Origin of the sequence: Dyadobacter tibetensis Y620-1 (genome assembly GCF_000566685.1) — a bacterium.
Lineage (GTDB): Bacteria > Bacteroidota > Bacteroidia > Cytophagales > Spirosomataceae > Dyadobacter > Dyadobacter tibetensis.
On sequence record NZ_AZQN01000002.1, the window covers coordinates 688,389 to 705,622 of the forward strand.

The window sequence follows — 17,234 nt, forward strand, 5'->3', positions numbered from 1 at the left end:
AATTAATTGTGAAATTAACATTTAATGTCTCCTCCCTCAGATAATAAAGAGGTAATAACTTACCAGAGGCCCTTCCAGGGCCCTGAACACTTTGAATGTTTCTTATAATTAAATTCCTACCTTTGGCTGTTTCGACCCTAGCCGGCCTCAGATGAACAGGTGATGCCAGCGAGACTAGTTCAGCAGGCTTCATTTAAGGGTATGGGCCTAAAATAGAAAACCCGCTCACACGGGTACTCCTATCCTCAATAAATGAGCCAGCATCGAAGGCTGTAAAATCCATGATGCAGATTTGGCTGTTTCAGCTAACCTCCTCGAGAATAAGTCGGGGTGATTTCTTTTTAAACTTCCTTCCAAACCAAAGAAATACACCTGTAATGGGGAGAGAAGCGATGGTAAGACTGCACAAAAATGCTATGATCTTTCCTGCAATTCCACCTATGGCCCCTATATGAATATCGTAATTCATACGAAGTATCTTATCTGGAATTTTGGCATTGGCATATTTCCCATAAATCCCGGTGGTTTCTAGCTCTTCCAGCGTATTCTGATCGAAAAATCTAAAATCTGCATCATAATACAAGCCTTCACTATTACTGATTTCTACATAAATGCTTTCCTCTTTACTGGTAGGATAATGAAGTTCATAGGCCTTCGCATCTGGAGATTCCTTTTGAAGGCGGGCAATAAGGAAGTCCATGGGGGCCTTTCCGGCTATTTGATTTTCTTCCTTGCTGATATTTTCAGGTATTATAAATTTGGCCTCCTTTTCACCACCGGTACCCTTATACACTACATATTTGAGCCAGTTATAACTTATCATGGCTCCGGTAAATGCCAGAATTAGAGCAAAAACACATACATAAATCCCAATGACGGTATGCAGATCGAAGTTCTTACGACGCCAATTTGTAGTAGATTTCCAGTTGAAACTTAAACGTTGCTTCAATGTCTTTCTTTGCTTTGGAACCCAGAGCCAGATCCCCGAAATAATGATAAGGATAAACATGAGAATCGAGGCGCCCACAACTTGTTCGCCAACTTCTCTTGGAAGCCAAAGGCGCATATGACCTTTCAAAATAAATGGAAAGAATCCAGTAAGATGATCATCCACGCGAATCACCTGACCCGAATAAGGGTTCAGGAAGATACTTTGGTAAAATTCGGGGGTTCTATCATAGAATATCACTTCAATCGCATCATCGGCTTTCTTAAAGACCGTTCCATGGACTGAATTATTGGGGAAAACCTCCAAGGCCAGCCGTCGAGCATCAGTGGGCGTCAGCATAGCCTGATCCATAGGTTTCACCTTCTTATAGTCGTCATACAATCCTTCAATCTCCTCTTTAAAGGCCCAAAAACAACCAGTAATCGCCACAATAAATACGACGAGTCCTGTAATCAATCCCATGATTTTATGAATCTCTAATATTAGCTTTCTACTGGTCATACCCTTCATATGATTTAAACAGCCTGGGAGCCAGGCTGTTTAATGGTTAAAGATTTAGAAATTATAGGTAAAATTGGCAAGAACCGCCCTTGGTGCCTGGGGAGCAATGGTGGACCAGCCCTTATAATAGGTTTTATTAAATGCGTTATTGAGTTTGAAACCAATCCTAAAATGTTCGGCCTGGTAAAAAAGAGAAGCGTTGGCGATGGTATATGCAGGCAGGATAAATTCACCGGTAGAGGCATAATTAATAGCGAACCGCTCACTGGCACCATTGAAACCTAGGCCTAGCCCAAACCCATGCAATTTCCCCTGAGGCACTTCATAATTCGCCCAAAAATTATAAAGTGTTTTGGCACCTGCATCCAGAGGCCGCCTGCCCAGCACCTCTGTATTATCCGATTTGGTGGTTTCGCTATCGTTATTACTAAAACCTGCCCGAAGATTCAATCCTGCTATAGGATTGGCATTCAGCTCTACCTCAAAGCCTTTGCTATAAACTTGACCTCCCTGAATTTTATTGAAAGGAGAAGCAGGGTCAATCATCACCCGGTTCTTTACCCGGATATCATAATAACTGATCGTGGCATTTAATTTATTATTGAAAAAATTAGTTTTTACGCCAAATTCAATCTGGTTAGCTTGCTCTGGTCTAAAGGATTTAAAGCTCTGGGGACCTTCTTCCGGATTACCTACCAGGGATGGAGCCACGTTGGTAAAGCCATTTTGATAATTGGCGAAAACAGACATTTTATTGGCAACAGGCTGGTATAAAAGACCAAACTTGGGTGAAAGGGTTGTTTGTTTAAATCCGTCTTCCGAGTCCACCACAGTACCCGCATTGTCGAAATGGTCTAGGCGAATACCCACCATAGCCGACAACTGGCTGGTCAGATTTAACACATCGGAAGCATAGGCACTATATATTTGATACCTTGTTTTGTCATTGCCCACTGCAGCATTAGCAAGAGCAGCATCTACGGCCGCGGCCGACAGGGGATACTTTTTGTCCTCGACCTCTGCTGTGTATGGGCTATCACCACTTACCCCTCCCTCAGGGGTTACATTGCCATAAAAAACATAACCACTGTTATTGCTTGTCGAAGTTGCAGTGAAATAATCTAACCCTATAACAATCCGGTTTCGTAAAGCACCAACCTTAAAATCTCCTATAAAATTCTGCTGAATATCTGCGGTTTGCGTGCTAGCATTCTGCTTGCTTATAAACCGGGAAAATGTGTCGTTGCCTAAGACCCCTAAATCAAACAAATAGGAATAATGCCCCCTTGTCGAAGTACTGCTGGTGGACACCAGTGTTTGGGACTGCCACTGATCCGACAGTTTATAATCCATCTCTACACGATAATTCTGGGTAGGATTCTTCAGCGTAAGATCGTTGCTGGTGAACGATAGCTTGTTATTATAGCCAAGCTCCTCCATATTCTTGGATTTTGTAGGAGCGCTCCTGTTGAGAAACAAAAACATAGGGTTGGTCTGCTCCGCTTGAGTAATTTCCCCATAAAAGGAGAAGGACAGTTCATTATTGACCTTATAGGATAGTGAAGGAGCTACAAAGAAAGACTTTCTAAAACCTGCATCCTGAAAGCTTTGTTCGGTAGAATAAGAGGTATTCAAACGAAAATATAGATTGTTCTCCTTACTCAGTGCTGTATTGACATCGGCAGTGATCTGATTCAGTCCGAACGAACCCGTAGTAAACGACAATTCACCACCAGTCCCCACATAGGGCTTTTTGGTAACCACATTAATAAGTCCTCCATAGGAGCTTACAGCATTCCCAAACAAGGTGGCCGAGGGTCCTTTCAAAACCTCAATTCTTTCAATATTGGCTGCATTAATTGTCCCGTTGGTTAGCCCCGGAAGTCCATTCACCAGTTTGGGTTGAACAGAAAAGCCTCTAAGTGTAAAATATCCGGCTCCGTCCCCACCCCTTCCCGTCGAGGTCCATAGATTATCCACTCCTGCTGCATTTTTCAAGGCATCATCGAAATTTGTTACAATCTGTGATTGCAGTAAATAGTTGGTAATCGTGCTGTATACCTGCGTGTTTTCAAAATCCTTTAAGGGAAGTTTTGACACATAAGCCGTTTTATTTCTAGAAAATTTATTGGTTCTTTCCCCTTCTATAGTCACCTCTCTTAATATTTCTTCTCCTTCGAACAGGATGATAGGAGGCAAGTTGGTTACTCCATCTCGTATATCTACAGCAATTTCCCTGGTTTTGAACCCTACCGAAGTTATCGTAAGCTGAATCGTCCCAATTTTTAGATTGCTGAGGGTAAAATAGCCCTTTTCATCAGTGTGGACTACTGTATTGCTATTGTCAACCCGGACATTGACTCCTGGAAGCCCTGCTTGATTCTGATCGGTAATGAGTCCGCGAATAGGACCTGACTGGCTTAAGGCCTTCAGTGGAGACTGAAGAAGTATAAAAAATAATAGAAAGTATTTCATTGATTTAATTTGGACTGATTACATATAAGGATCAGCAGCAAATGTAAGATATCCAATAATCTCCTCCAAGACTATTTAGAATTATTCTTAATCTATTCTAAATAGTCCCGGACTTTATTTTCAAGACCTCGGGCAGGACTTCAGTAGCGAGGAGCAGCCTAAATAATAAGGGACTCTGGCCAGAAAAGGGAATCAGCCCAGCAATATATCATGTGCTACTTAAAAACACCTTGGCTCTATACTCCGACCAATATACATTATTGTGCAGCGTTGCCGGTCGAAAGCCACAGTGCCCACCTTGAGAGGGACTTTCGAAAAAAAGACAAGTATTCGCCTCAATTCGTTTGATAGGAATGCTATGTATGGGGACGATAGGGTCATTTTTTGCATTAATGATCAGTGTAGGTATGGCAATTTCATCAACGAAATGCATAGAGCTACAACTGGCGTAATAATGGTCTGCCCCCTCGAAACCGTGAATGGGCGCCGTAAAGAGGTGATCAAAATCATAGAGTGTTTTTACATGATTATAGGCACCAAAATCGATTTGATCTGGAAAACGGCTCGCTTTTATAAAAACCTTAGGCTTTAAAGTCTTAAGAAAGCGGTTCATATAAATCCGATTTTGTGGAGCGATCATGGCAAGACTGCAAGCCTTCAGGTCCAGTGGAGCACTAAACACCACTGCTTTATGGAGAACTGGATGTAGCCGTTTCCCCCTTTCACCAAGGTATTTCAGAGTTAGATTCCCTCCTAGGCTAAAACCCATAAGGCTAATCTGCCGGTAACCCTTCTGCAAAGCATGTTCCACCACCAAGTCTAAGTCGTCGGTGGCTCCACTATGATAAAAACGATAGGTACTATTCATCTCTCCTCCACAGCTTCTAAAGTTCCAGGCACACACATCCCAACCTGCTGTACTCAGATATTTAGACATCCCTAACATATATTGGCTAGAGCTGCTGCCTTCGAGTCCATGAGATAGGATTATAAGAGGAGGCCTGGAGATTTCTATCTCGGGTTGAGCCAGCGTCCAATCGAGATCAAGAAAGTCAGAATCGGGCGTTTTAATCCTTTCCCGATGGTAGGTCACACCCTTAATCTTCCGAAATAACGAAGGATAAATACTCTGAAAATGCCCATTGGGAAGCCAATAAGGAGGTAAATAGTCCATAGAAGTAATCAAAAAAAGGCCTGATAATGAAAATTAAGATTATACATTTTTGGGTCGCACTAAAAATGTAACCGGTAATCTCCGACCATTAACTATTTTATAATAATACCAATAAAGAAACAAAACTAACTGATAATCACAGGGTTTCCCAAAGGAAAGGAAATTTAAATTTTACGAGGCAATTTTGAAAAGAAACTTGTTTTTCCGCAAAATCTCCATAAATTTGATTTTCAATACTTATAAGAACAATACTAATGGCAGAAGGCACAGTAAAATTTTTCAATGATTCCAAAGGATTTGGATTCATCCAACCAGAAAGTGGGGAAAAAGACATTTTTGTACACGTTTCAGGTCTTCAAGACGAAATTCGTGAAAACGACAAAGTGTCTTACGACGTAGAAAATGGCAGAAAAGGTTTGAATGCAGTGAACGTACGTTTGATGTAATTCTAATCAAAGCATTTTTGGAAGCATCCCAAGTTTATCGGGATGCTTTTTTTATGACTTGGATCTACTCATCGGGCTACTTCAATTTTGAAACGTTTCCCTTTCATTTTTTGATCCTCAATTTCCACCAGCATGCCCTCCACCTTTGAAGTGCGCACAGCTACAAAAGATACGGTATCCTTTACCTCTATCAGTCCCAAATCCTGCTTTTCTAACTTCCCCTTCTGAATAAGGAAACCCACAATATCCATTTTATTTAATTTATTTTTCTTGCCACCGCTAATGTAAATCGTAGTCCAACCAGCAGACTCTGGTTTTGTTACTCTAGCGGGCAAACGCAAAATTTGTGGTTGGGCCGAGAAATACTCGGGTAAGGGTTCATGAGCCTGACGAAGCACATAAGCCGTACCCTCCGACTGCATCCGAGCCGTACGCCCGTTCCGATGGGTAAACTCATCGGCCCGCATAGGAAGTTCATAATGAATAACATGTTTCATTTGCGGAATATCCAGGCCACGAGCCGCCAAATCGGTAGCAGCCAAAAAACGCAGGGAACCATTCCGAAAACGAATCAGCATGCGTTCCCTTTCTTCTTGCTCCAGCTTACCATGAAAAAATCCGCAAGCAATTCCCTTGCTACCCAGCATCTGGCTGATTTCCTCAACGGTATCTCTCTGGTTACAAAATATAAGCGTCGCTTCGTCTCCTAAAAAACTGATCAAGCGAACTAAAACATCCATTTTATCATCGGTGCCCGCAACGACTTGCATAATCGTAAGGCCATCTGGCGCCGACTTGGAAGTTATATAATCGAGTTCGATAGGTCGTTTGAAGCCCACGAAAGACGGCACTTTGGCTCCGGCCGTAGCAGAAACTAGTATCTTCTTTTTGACATTACGCAGATTTCTAACAATTTCAGTCATCTCATCCTGGAATCCCATCTCCAGGGATTTGTCAAACTCATCGAGCACTAAAGTTAGAATACTTCTCGTAGAAAAGGTTTGCCGATGCATATGGTCAAGTATACGACCTGGCGTACCAATAAGCAGAGCAGGAGGCTGACTAAGACTTCGGATTTCTGTTTGCATATCATGCCCACCATAGCAGCAGGTCACCTTATAGCCTGTCTGCATATTACGCCATACCTGCTCAATTTGCAAGGCCAGTTCTCGTGAAGGAACAATAATCATGCACTGCACCTGGTCTACTTCAGGATTCAATAGGGGAAGCAAGGGTAGCAGGAACGCAAGCGTCTTGCCAGACCCTGTGGGGGATAACAGGCGTATCTCGGGATTTTCGCTAATAGCCTCTAAGGCTTGTATTTGCATAGAATTTAAGGCCTCTATTCCCAGTGCCTTTAAACTACTGCTGATAAAATTCTGTTCTGACATAGCACAAAGGTAAGTGCTAAGGAAGGATGTAGCTATTACTTATCGAAAAAAGCGGCGAAAGAAGTATACAACTCTTTCGCCGCTTTGGGAAAATAGTCCTTTATTGAGGAAGTCGGTCACGGCCTTGCCTAGCAAACATCCAAGTGGGATATTCTGTTTCCAAAGCACTTACCTTATCCAGTATTTCTAAATCTTCGGCCGACAATTTTAGTTCAGTTGCAGCAATATTATCCAGAAGCTGGTCGGGCCGCTTAGCCCCAATAATCAGACTTGTTACCGGCTTTTGATGTAACACCCATGCCAGGGCCACCCGGGCAACAGATACGCCATGCGCCTCCGCTATCGGTTCCATCACCTCTACAATGTCATAAGCACGTTCTTTATTTACAGGAGGAAAATCGAACTGGTCACGACGATTATCACCAGAACTTGCAGTCCCCCGGGTATATTTACCCGACAAGAATCCGCCAGCTAATGGGCTCCATGGCATCAATGCCAAATTCTGATCTGTCATCATTGGAATAAGCTCCCTTTCCAGATCGCGGCCTCCGATAGAATAATAATGCTGACAGGCTACAAATTTTGTCCAACCATTCTTCTCGGCTATGCCATTGGCTTTCATAATTTGCCAGGCGGCATGGTTGCTTATTCCCAAGTATCGAACCTTACCCGAACGCACAATATCTTCCAAACCCCGCATAGTCTCTTCTAAAGACGTATAAGCGTCTACTCCATGAATGTAGAAAAGATCAATATGCTCGGTCTCCAACCGCTTTAAACTTTCGTTTACGGAGTCCATCAGATGCAGTCGAGACAAGCCTATCCGATTTGGCCCAGCCGACATCCTGCCCCTGGCTTTGGAGGCAATAATTACTTCATTTCGCGAAACACCCAGATCCTTAAGAGCGCGCCCGAGCATAATTTCCGACTGTCCATAAGAGTAAATATTCGCTGTATCATAAAAGTTAATTCCATGATCCCAGGCCAGCTTTACCAAATTGGTAGCATCCTGCTGCTGCAATTTTCCGATGGCTTCCCAATAGCCATCTCCTCCGAAAGTCATGGTGCCAAAGCATAGCTCGGACACCAGTACACCCGTATTTCCTAAAAATTTGTACTCCATAAACTACAGATTAAGGTAATGAAAACTGGATTAACAAAGCCTATTCAAACAGATCTTCTGATCTTTCCAGCAATAATATTGAAGACTGTGGTACGATCACATACTTTTGACCGTCATATTCTAATTCAACGGCATTCCTCTGCAAATAAATCGCTAAATCTCCCTCCTTCGCCTGCAGGGGCATATATTTAATTTTCTCCTCTGTCTCCTTCCACGGTTCTTCCTCTGCTGCGGAAGGAATGGGAAAGCCGGGCCCAACCTTGATGACATACCCACTCTGCACTTGCTCCTTCTCGGTGATAGTAGCAGGAAGGTATAGACCACTCCTTGTTCTTTCGTCGGGATTTTTAGGACGCACCAAAACACGGTCGCCCACTACGATAAGACTGCGCAATCGATTATCTGATGTAACTTCGTACATAAAATTAAATTTAAAACTGTAGATATTTTAGTAAACGATTCAAGACCTGTATAACAGCGTGTGGCAGTAAAACTGTTCACCGGAACTGCTAGAACTGGAAATAGATGAACTGATTATCGGTAACCACGCCTAAGAAATAGGTCAGAAAAGTAATTAGAAAAAATAGTGTAAAAAATTGCCAGGTATTTCTTGTGGGAATGCGTTGATAAAAGTGCTCTTTAACCATAAGGAAAGCGATCAGAAATACACAAAACCACATCTCAATGCCATTGAAGGGGGTATGAATGGTATCGGACCATGACAGGGTAGCCATTTTATGAAGAATCGTAAATGATCTGCTAACGGGAGCCATATGATTCCGAAAGAATACCCATGCTATGGTTACCAAGAAAAAGGTAAACAGTATTCCCAGAAAGTGTGTAAATCTATTTTGGGGGAGGGAAATTCCGGCATTTTTCATCCATTTCTGACGTAGTGCAGCCCCCACCTGATAGGTTCCGTGCAGGCCTCCCCAAATGACATAATTCCAACTAGCTCCATGCCAGAGACCGCTGATGAGGAAAACAATAAATTGATTTCGATACTTCACAAATTCTCCGTTCCGATTGCCTCCTAGTGGGATATAGACATAGTCGCGAAACCAGGTTGATAGGGAAATATGCCACCGACCCCAAAATTCAGAAATGGATGCGGATTCATAGGGTGATCGGAAATTTTCCATAAGGGTAAAACCCATTACCCTAGCAGCTCCAATAGCAATATCGGAATAACCCGAAAAGTCGCAATAAATTTGAAATGCAAAAAACAGAGTGGCCACTACCAGTGAGAGGCCATTCTGATCGGCTGGATTATCGTAAACATGGTTGACCACCTCGGCAAGCCGATCGGCAATTACTAATTTTTTAAATAGTCCGAAGGCCATCTGCATAAGTCCTTCCTTGGCCTGCTGCCAATCGAACTTAAAATAGCTGTGAAATTGGAACAGCATATTCTGCGGACGCTCAATGGGCCCGGCGACAAGTTGAGGGTAAAACATCACATATAAGGCATATATCCCAAAATGACGTTCAGGTTTCTGATTTCCACGATATACCTCAATGGTATAGCTCATTGCCTGGAAGGTATGAAAAGACAAACCTATGGGCAAGATGACCCTCCCCGCTCCGTCGACCATCCATTGAGCCAGTGCCTGAGGGACCAACCCAGTGAGTGGTGGAACATAGCTTCTTAGCCCTGCAGCATTAAATATAGAGTTGAAAGAATCGCCTAGAAAATCATAGTATTTAAAAAACGCTAAGATCCCAATATTGGAAATCAAACTTAGGACCAGTAAGAGCTTCTTGCTGGATTTTGTTTGGGCCTGACCTATCCAGATTCCCGCATAATAGTCGATTACAATAGTACCAAACAGGATGAGAATGAACACCGGCTTGAAAACCATGTAAAAATAGCAGCTGGCAGCCAGCAACAGAAACCACCGTCCCCGCCACGACAGGCTGAAATAAGCCAGAGTTACTACAATGAAAAAAATTAGGAATTGAATGGAATTAAATAGCATTGTTTCAGATATACTCGCGATTTACAATTTCTTCCTTAACTATAAACAAGGGACGCTGTTTGGACTGGAAGAAAATCCTTAAGACATATTCTCCTATGATGCCCAAAGCCAATAATTGCACCCCACTAAAGAGTATGATAACGAATAAAAGGGCGGTAAATCCTTCGATTACCTGAGTAAAAAATAGTTTCTTGGCTACTACAACCAGGAAATAGATGAGGGAAATAGTAATGGCTACGGCACCGGTCCGGCTCATAAACTTTATAGGAAACTCGCTGAAATTAAATATTCCATTATAGGCAAGGCCAAATAATTGTTTAAAACTATATTTCGACTCTCCAGCTGCTCGTGCATCCCTTTCATATTCAAATCCGGTCTGATTAAATCCGATCCAGGAACGCATTCCTCGCAAATACCTACTCTCCTCTGGCATTTTGTTGAGCACATCTACAACCCGTCGGCTAATCAGGGCGAAATCTCCGCTATCCAAAGGGATGTCAACATAGGAAATAGAGCGCAGAATTCTGTAGAACCAGTGGTAGCCCATGCGTTTTACGAAGCCTTCTTTCCGTTTTTTACGAACAGCATAGACTACATCATTACCCTCCAGAAGAAGCTTATAAAATTCGGGTAACAGCTCGGGGGGATCCTGAAGATCTCCATCAATCACGAAAAGGGCCTCGGTCCCTCTAGCGGCCGAAATTCCTGCTGTAAGGGCGAGTTGGTGACCATGATTGCGAGATAATAACACGCCGTGATAACGGTCATCGGTAAGGGCCAACTGACGAATCCGGCTTGCGGTATCGTCCTTGCTCCCGTCGTCGACCAGCACTACTTCTATGGCCAGAGGGCTCGTATCCATGAGCGCATTGAGCCTTTGCACCAGCATCGGAAAAGTTTCTGATTCGTTATATAGTGGTGCGACAATCGATATCTGAGGTAATTTCAATCTTATAGCTTTATGTATATCGGGTAAAAATACAGTTTTCCGTTCATTAACGAAACTTAGTTTCTATTCGGGATGATGATCCTCCTTAAGATCCCTCCCTCCGCGTGGGTACCTTCCAGGTCCAGATACCCTACCTCGTATTCTCCTGGCAACATATTTTCCAATGGAATCGTCAGGAATAGTCCTCGGTCATAGATTCTTAAAGGATTGCGACCCTGATACAGATTCTGATTCATTTTAAATAAGAAGGTCTTATCCTTATTTCTAAGGAAAACATATTGACCATGATCTTTTGCAAGATCATAGACCTGATTAGATTCTGTCAGCAACAACTCAGCAGGGCGTTCGACTAGCTTTATGTCGATAGAAGCCGGTAAGGGCTGCACTATGGTAGCTGCGGCATTCGCCACACGATCTGTTGCACTCGGATAGGAATAGATTTGTTGCGCTACCATCTGTTTCATCAGGGTATCCACGTAGGCGGCTCCTTCGGAATAAGGTACGTGTCCTAGCCCAAAACCATTATGCTTCTGGTTCCAACCATTCACAGTAAGATATTTACTCCGCTCGCTTATTTCGGGAAGGTAACTATAATATGAGAGCGCCCAAATGAAAATACTTAGTACAAAACTCAAAATCATTCCACGTTTTCTCCAGACCAGGGTAGCAGGCCCAGATAGTAAGGAGAGGTACGCCACCATTAAGAATAAGGCCGGATAGATCTTATAATTGCTTACTACCATCACAAAAAATCCGAAACGCGGTCTTAACAGACCAATGACCAATGCGTTGGCCAATAAAAATACCATAATACCTAGCAGAAAACTGGTAAGGGGTAATCCTGGTAATTGGTTGGAATTTTTGGATTTAAAGTTCTGCTCGAACCAACGCCGCAAGATGGCCCATCCCCAGCGACTGATCCATATCATAATCAGGAAACCCATTAGGATTGGTAGGGCCGTACGGATTTGTATGATCTGATTTGGGAATAAATCGAACAGCCCTCCTAAAAAGGCAAAGAAGCCCAAAATAGATAGGTGTGGGTATTCTTTGAGATAAATCAGGCTCGCTTCATTTCCCATTGTGCTGAGCCCGTAAAAATACAAGTAGATGGATATACCTGCAGCCAATAACCACACTACCAATTTCTTATAATCGGAATGTAAGAAAAGAACTGCACCACCTGCTACCCATACGAATATTCCGTTACTCATAGCATAATTGGCGCAGATAGCAGCCAATATTGCTCCCACTAACCTATCTTTTGATAATAAATACATCGATAAGCAAAGGAAAAAGACTACCGGCTGGTGCTGGAGGCTACAAATAGCCCAAAGGTAAACCAGGTGATGTTCCAGCTGAAAAAGGAGTAATATTACCGGCAAGAAATACCACCATTTTAACTGTAAATTCTTAAAAGAAAGCCAGAAAAGATAACAGGTCCCCAGTGTAAACGCAGCTCCAGCAAAATGAAGAAAGGTAAAACTTAGCTCACCAGTCAGTCCGTAATAGAGCAATACCATTAGTTTGCCTATCACCATGCGGTGTTCATTATTGGGCTGAAGCAATAAGCCGAGTCGCTCACTCCAGTTCTTCTGTTCTATCCAGTGCCTCAAAAAATCGGGGAATGGGTCAAAATCGTCGTACCAAGGTACGTCTACAGAATAATAGCCAATGACCCATAGCCAAGCCAAAATGGGAAGCAAGGCCGGAAGGCCGGAAATATTTTTATTTTTGGTCAACACATTTATTCAATCACGTAAATAGCTTTTTTTCCAAAATACCCAGCCATACATTTGTTCCACCAATGGTCACTTTCTGGCTTAATATCTTCAACAAACAGCGTTTGTGGACGTACACTAAGAGCTGGCAGGTATAATACCGATTCTTTTGATTCGGTCAGTAGCGCGTAACGCTCATTATTTTCACGGTCAAAAGCAGCGGCTCGTCCTTTCAGTATATCCGTATATATAATTTTCACATTATTACTTCTGTAAAAAGATAGCCCTACCATAACCAATAAGATACCGTATAAGATTGCATAACGGGTCTCAGTAAACTCATACATTGCACCAGAGCGCACTTTATACTGATGAAACATGACCCCTGCCACATAAAACCAGCCAATAATAAAGAAGAAGTAAACACAGTTGATTACCCTGGGGGTGGGCTCGATGCCTACCCCATAGTAGGATGGGAAAAGTTGCGCCGTAACTACCCCTATGTACACCAGGAGTGCTATCCAGATGGGCATATCGAAATAATTCCGAGCCCCTACCGAAAGCTTTGCAAGTATATACCACCATATTAAAGTGAAAAATAATAATGGTGATTTAAAGATCCAGTCGAAGGCCAAACTGGCGAATTTCTCGAAACTGGATACTAATGAAAATACCAGGTCACCACCCAGGGGGTTTCCACCCATACGAGCCTGATTTCCTGGAGAAGTAAAGAAGAAATAGCAGGAAATAGCAGCTATTGTTAGCATCCCTACCATAAAACCATCCACCTTCCGAGTATAAATGAGCTTGTACAACCACCAGCTCGCGATGAGTAAGACCATAACCAGGAGGTTGGTCTCGCTACTACCGATTACGGCAAATACCAAAAATCCCGCTATTGCTGCTAACATCCGGCGGGGGCCCACGGAGTCTTGTCGGTACCACCGTAAGGCCAACACGATCCAGACCAGGGTCATGACGTTAGGAATAGTATAAGTTACAAAAGCTGCCATCCAGTAATAGGCCTCCACAATAGAGGCCATTTTAAGGATATACAAGAAAAATACTACACCCGCGAATCCCAGATGAGCCAAACGTGACAAGGTGGGCGTAAGGTGCCGCACCAGGACATATAATGAGGCAATTACAGAAAGAATCAGAAGGGCAGACAGTATACGAAAACCTGTCACCGAATGGAAGAGCAGGGGATTGCTATGATTGAGGAAGATCCCAAAATAGCGCCCTGTCCAGCCGGAATAGTAAAAATTCATAGCCTCTAACCAGCCATACTTAAAAACCGTATCAATATAACAATAGTCATCGGCCGGTGAGGGGTGATTATAACGTGCCAATATCAGCAGGGGGATCAGAACGATCAGCATTAATGCAACATTAATCCAATTCCCTACTATTCTGTATTTTTTATATAATTTATTCATTCACAATTTTATCAATGATGTATCGAGGGCGACCTTTTACTTCCTCATAAATTTTACCGATATATTCCCCAATCAGACCTATAGCGACCATATTAGAGCCACTAAAAAAAGCAAGTGGCAGCATGGTGGAAGTCCAGCCGGGTACTGTATAACCCGCCAAATAAGAAATTAGTATATATGTAAGGATGCTGGTAGCAATTATAAAGTTAAAAACGCCAAAATATAAAACCATGCGCATGGGAAAGGTAGAAAAGGAAGTAATTCCATTCCAGGCGAAGAGTAGCATTTTACTCAGGGGGTATTTGGTCTCACCTGCCTGCCTTTCCAGACGGGAATAGAAGACCTTCTCACTTTTGAAACCAATGAGAGGGACTACGCCCCGTAAAAATAGATTTATCTCCCGAAAATTACCTAGCTCCTGCAAAACGCGGCGGTCCATGAGTCTGAAGTCGGCGTGGTTAAAAACCACGGGTACACCCATTTTTTGCATAACCTTGTAAAACCCCTCAGCAGTCGTTCTTTTGAACCAACTATCTGTGCCTCGATCTGAGCGGACACCATAAACGATCCGAGCACCTTCTTTGTATTTTTCGATCATTCCTGTGATGGCCTGAACATCGTCCTGTAAATCGGCATCAATGGTAACAAAACAATCAAAAGATTCTACCTGACTCTCCAGCCCGGCCATAATAGCACTCTGATGGCCAAAGTTTCTGGAAAGCTTCACCCCGATCACCTGTTCATCCTGTTTCGACAGTTTTTCTATGATCTCCCAGGTCTGATCGCGACTGCCATCGTTGACGAAACAAAATTTGCTTTCCGGAGCGATCATGCCGGCCTCCTTAATAGCCCTGTAATAATTGCACAAAGTAGAATAAGTCAATTCCAGGATCGCTTCCTCATTATAGCAGGGTATTACTAAGAGCAGTCGTGGTGCAGGCATCGTGTGTTAGATTGTTTTGTTGCGCAAAAATAGAAGATATGTCCGATCCATTTAAGTATTATGCTGATTGAATTATAAATACGCATTGGACACATAATGACATACTCTGACTATCAGACGTTTAAGACCCAAGTTCCTTGTCAGATTGTAACTTCGATCTACGTCTCTGAATGCGATTGAATACCGGATAAAGAATTACGGCCAGTAGAATGACTCCTGTCCCCAAGTAAAACCCTGCCGTCATTTTTTCCTTCTCTCCAAAAAAAAGGAAGGCAAGCGTAATGCCATATACAGGCTCCAAGTTGATTGTAAGGTTGACCAGATAGGCCGAGAACTGTTTCATCAGTTGAGTCATCATAGTAGACGCGTAAACGGTGCAGATCAAAGCAAGAAACAGTATCCATATCCAATCACCTGACTGGGGAAACAGGCTTGGATTAACCGTCCAGTGATATTGAAACGCCAGTAGGGCAAATACCAAAGAAAACAGGGTAGCTCCTAGCATTTCGTAGAAGGTAATGAATATGGCCGACTGGCTTTGAACCATTTTGCTGTTGGCAACTGTAAATAAGGCCGCCAGGAAGGCCGAGGTTAAGGCCAGTGCCAATCCGAGGGCATGATCAAATTCGAATCGAAATACCAGATACAAACCTGAAAAGGCCAAAACTCCCAGCCCTACCTCGAGGATTTTAACAGGCCTGCGATAGACCAGGGGCTCCAGCAAACTTGTCCAAAGGGAAGCCGTAGCCATACCTGCCAAACAAACAGAGGCAGTAGAAACGCGCGCAGAGGCAAAAAAAAGGATCCAGTGAGCGGACAATACCCCGCCAACCAGCAACATCCGGACGGCTTGTCGCAGACTTACAGAGCGCAGGTCCTTTTTCCTTACCCATATTATCACTCCCAGCCCCAGAGCAGCTATGGCCGTACGATAAAGCACGAGCACAACGGGTGAAATGGACACCATAAGGCCCACAATTGCTGTAAATCCCCAAATTAGCACCAATAAATGCAGATGAAGATAGGATTTGATATTCCCGGAATCGAGCATGAAAACTAACGCGGTAAGGTTTTATAGAGGATCATCCCCACGAAGGTAAAGACAATATTGGGCAGCCAAACCGCAAGAAGCGTGTTGATAGTACCTGCTTCGGCTACTCCTTTTGACAACAAAAAGAAGAGGATGTATATAAAAGCCAACATAAAGCCGAGGGCAATTTGCCAACCTACCCCCCTCCTGCTTTTTCGAGCCGAAACGATCACCCCTATGGCAGTTAAAATGAATATGGCAAACGGCTGGGTGAAACGAGTATACTTCTCGATCAGGTACACTTCCAGGCCGTCAGCCCCACGACTTTTAAGCAAGTCTATATAAGCATTAAGCTCTGGTAAGGTGAAGGTTTCAAATAGATTATAATCACTCTCGAAGTCTTTAGGCGAGAGATTAATGGTAGTGTCCTGATCGGCCATATAACTTATGGACTCGTTCAGGCTATCTAGTGTACGTACCTGAATGTTTTGAAGCAACCACTTACCTTTATCTTCTTGCCAAACAATTTTATCCGCCGCAAGTTTTTGTTTGAGCTCAGTGCCCTCCACGGTTTCCATTGTAAACTTATTGCCCGTCTTGGTAGCATTATTATAACTTTCCAGATAGGCATATACATTTGGGGCGATTGTAATGTGCACATTGCGCCCGCTAAAGTAAAACTCGCTTTTTACGTAGGATTTCTCAAACTGGTTACGGACTTTGTTAGCTAATGGTAGTATCCAACCCACCTGTATAAATGTGATTATACCCAGTACGGTGGCCCCGATCATATAAGGCAGCAAAATTCGCATAAAACTTATCCCACTACTTAGCATGGCCACAATTTCGGTGCGCGCAGCAATGCGGGAGGTAAAAAATACCGTAGCAATAAACACCATTAAAGGACTGATATAATTGATCCAGTAAGGGATCAAATTCATATAATAGTCGAATATTATGGCGTTCAACGGAGCCTTTTTCTCTAAGAAATCATCAACCTTTTCGGTGTAATCAATCATACAAATGATTAATACAATGACGAAGGCAACGAAAATGTAGGTAATAAGGAAATTTTTGATCAGGTAACGATCCAGTATTTTCATGGTTGGCTAAG

The 17,234-nt window shown here is 43.0% G+C and carries 14 protein-coding genes; 1 reads left to right on the forward strand and 13 read right to left on the reverse strand.

The annotated features are described in order from the left end of the window. Positions 1 to 301 precede the first annotated feature (301 nt). The 3 genes from X939_RS0106495 to X939_RS0106505 all read right to left on the reverse strand — a co-directional run bounded on the left by X939_RS0106495 (position 302) and on the right by X939_RS0106505 (position 5,099). Complete coding sequence (locus X939_RS0106495; protein ID WP_025762456.1) at positions 302 to 1,450, reverse strand: PepSY-associated TM helix domain-containing protein; 1,149 nt, start codon at positions 1,448 to 1,450, stop codon at positions 302 to 304. Positions 1,451 to 1,504: 54 nt separating this feature from the next. Next, positions 1,505 to 3,925: a TonB-dependent receptor gene (locus X939_RS0106500; RefSeq protein ID WP_025762457.1), complete on the reverse strand. Its 2,421-nt coding sequence runs from the start codon at positions 3,923 to 3,925 to the stop codon at positions 1,505 to 1,507. A gap of 208 nt (positions 3,926 to 4,133) precedes the next feature. Beyond that, on the reverse strand, positions 4,134 to 5,099 hold the full coding sequence (locus X939_RS0106505) for a YheT family hydrolase (RefSeq protein ID WP_025762458.1): 966 nt from the start codon (positions 5,097 to 5,099) through the stop codon (positions 4,134 to 4,136). A 254-nt stretch (positions 5,100 to 5,353) separates the two neighbouring features. On the opposite strand from X939_RS0106505, the gene X939_RS0106510 reads away from it, so the two are divergent. Further along, positions 5,354 to 5,545, forward strand: a complete 192-nt coding sequence (locus tag X939_RS0106510; protein WP_025762459.1) for a cold-shock protein — start codon at positions 5,354 to 5,356, stop codon at positions 5,543 to 5,545. Positions 5,546 to 5,613: 68 nt separating this feature from the next. On the opposite strand, the gene X939_RS0106515 is transcribed toward X939_RS0106510, so the two are convergent. The 10 genes from X939_RS0106515 to X939_RS0106560 form a co-directional block, all read right to left on the reverse strand. Then, positions 5,614 to 6,936, reverse strand: a complete 1,323-nt coding sequence (locus tag X939_RS0106515; RefSeq protein ID WP_025762460.1) for a DEAD/DEAH box helicase — start codon at positions 6,934 to 6,936, stop codon at positions 5,614 to 5,616. Between the two features lie 100 nt (positions 6,937 to 7,036). Continuing rightward, the gene (locus X939_RS0106520; protein WP_025762461.1) at positions 7,037 to 8,059 is read right to left on the reverse strand and encodes an aldo/keto reductase; all 1,023 of its coding nucleotides are present in this window, start codon (positions 8,057 to 8,059) and stop codon (positions 7,037 to 7,039) included. Positions 8,060 to 8,099: 40 nt separating this feature from the next. Then, a complete protein-coding gene (locus X939_RS0106525) occupies positions 8,100 to 8,480 on the reverse strand; it encodes a co-chaperone GroES (RefSeq protein WP_025762462.1) in 381 nt (126 codons plus the stop codon). 88 nt (positions 8,481 to 8,568) lie between these two features. Further along, the gene (locus X939_RS0106530) at positions 8,569 to 10,038 is read right to left on the reverse strand and encodes an MBOAT family O-acyltransferase (RefSeq protein ID WP_025762463.1); all 1,470 of its coding nucleotides are present in this window, start codon (positions 10,036 to 10,038) and stop codon (positions 8,569 to 8,571) included. Between the two features lie 4 nt (positions 10,039 to 10,042). Beyond that, positions 10,043 to 10,987 carry a glycosyltransferase family 2 protein gene (locus X939_RS0106535; protein WP_025762464.1) on the reverse strand — a complete coding sequence of 315 codons (945 nt, stop codon included), beginning with the start codon at positions 10,985 to 10,987 and terminating at the stop codon, positions 10,043 to 10,045. A gap of 56 nt (positions 10,988 to 11,043) precedes the next feature. Then, positions 11,044 to 12,729 carry a hypothetical protein gene (locus X939_RS0106540; RefSeq protein WP_229236012.1) on the reverse strand — a complete coding sequence of 562 codons (1,686 nt, stop codon included), beginning with the start codon at positions 12,727 to 12,729 and terminating at the stop codon, positions 11,044 to 11,046. Between the two features lie 5 nt (positions 12,730 to 12,734). Next, positions 12,735 to 14,147 carry a DUF6056 family protein gene (locus X939_RS0106545; protein ID WP_025762466.1) on the reverse strand — a complete coding sequence of 471 codons (1,413 nt, stop codon included), beginning with the start codon at positions 14,145 to 14,147 and terminating at the stop codon, positions 12,735 to 12,737. Next, positions 14,140 to 15,090, reverse strand: coding sequence for a glycosyltransferase family 2 protein (locus X939_RS0106550; protein WP_025762467.1), 951 nt, complete (start codon positions 15,088 to 15,090; stop codon positions 14,140 to 14,142). The genes X939_RS0106545 and X939_RS0106550 overlap by 8 nt, the downstream gene beginning before the upstream one ends. A 121-nt stretch (positions 15,091 to 15,211) precedes the next feature. Beyond that, positions 15,212 to 16,141: a DMT family transporter gene (locus X939_RS0106555; RefSeq protein ID WP_025762468.1), complete on the reverse strand. Its 930-nt coding sequence runs from the start codon at positions 16,139 to 16,141 to the stop codon at positions 15,212 to 15,214. Between the two features lie 5 nt (positions 16,142 to 16,146). Continuing rightward, entirely contained in the window at positions 16,147 to 17,223 is a 1,077-nt protein-coding gene (locus X939_RS0106560) for an LptF/LptG family permease (protein WP_025762469.1), read from the reverse strand. Between the last annotated feature and the right edge of the window lie 11 nt (positions 17,224 to 17,234).

What these genes read in the sequence shown, in the direction of transcription:
- X939_RS0106520 (WP_025762461.1), bottom strand. Translation starts at nt 8,059, where the DNA reads ATGGAGTACAAATTTTTAGGAAATACGGGTGTACTGGTGTCCGAGCTA.
- X939_RS0106515 (WP_025762460.1), bottom strand. Translation starts at nt 6,936, where the DNA reads ATGTCAGAACAGAATTTTATCAGCAGTAGTTTAAAGGCACTGGGAATA.
- X939_RS0106525 (WP_025762462.1), bottom strand. Translation starts at nt 8,480, where the DNA reads ATGTACGAAGTTACATCAGATAATCGATTGCGCAGTCTTATCGTAGTG.
- X939_RS0106560 (WP_025762469.1), bottom strand. Translation starts at nt 17,223, where the DNA reads ATGAAAATACTGGATCGTTACCTGATCAAAAATTTCCTTATTACCTAC.
- X939_RS0106545 (WP_025762466.1), bottom strand. Translation starts at nt 14,147, where the DNA reads ATGAATAAATTATATAAAAAATACAGAATAGTAGGGAATTGGATTAAT.
- X939_RS0106500 (WP_025762457.1), bottom strand. Translation starts at nt 3,925, where the DNA reads ATGAAATACTTTCTATTATTTTTTATACTTCTTCAGTCTCCACTGAAG.
- X939_RS0106530 (WP_025762463.1), bottom strand. Translation starts at nt 10,038, where the DNA reads ATGCTATTTAATTCCATTCAATTCCTAATTTTTTTCATTGTAGTAACT.
- X939_RS0106495 (WP_025762456.1), bottom strand. Translation starts at nt 1,450, where the DNA reads ATGACCAGTAGAAAGCTAATATTAGAGATTCATAAAATCATGGGATTG.
- X939_RS0106550 (WP_025762467.1), bottom strand. Translation starts at nt 15,090, where the DNA reads ATGCCTGCACCACGACTGCTCTTAGTAATACCCTGCTATAATGAGGAA.
- X939_RS0106505 (WP_025762458.1), bottom strand. Translation starts at nt 5,099, where the DNA reads ATGGACTATTTACCTCCTTATTGGCTTCCCAATGGGCATTTTCAGAGT.
- X939_RS0106555 (WP_025762468.1), bottom strand. Translation starts at nt 16,141, where the DNA reads ATGCTCGATTCCGGGAATATCAAATCCTATCTTCATCTGCATTTATTG.
- X939_RS0106510 (WP_025762459.1), top strand. Translation starts at nt 5,354, where the DNA reads ATGGCAGAAGGCACAGTAAAATTTTTCAATGATTCCAAAGGATTTGGA.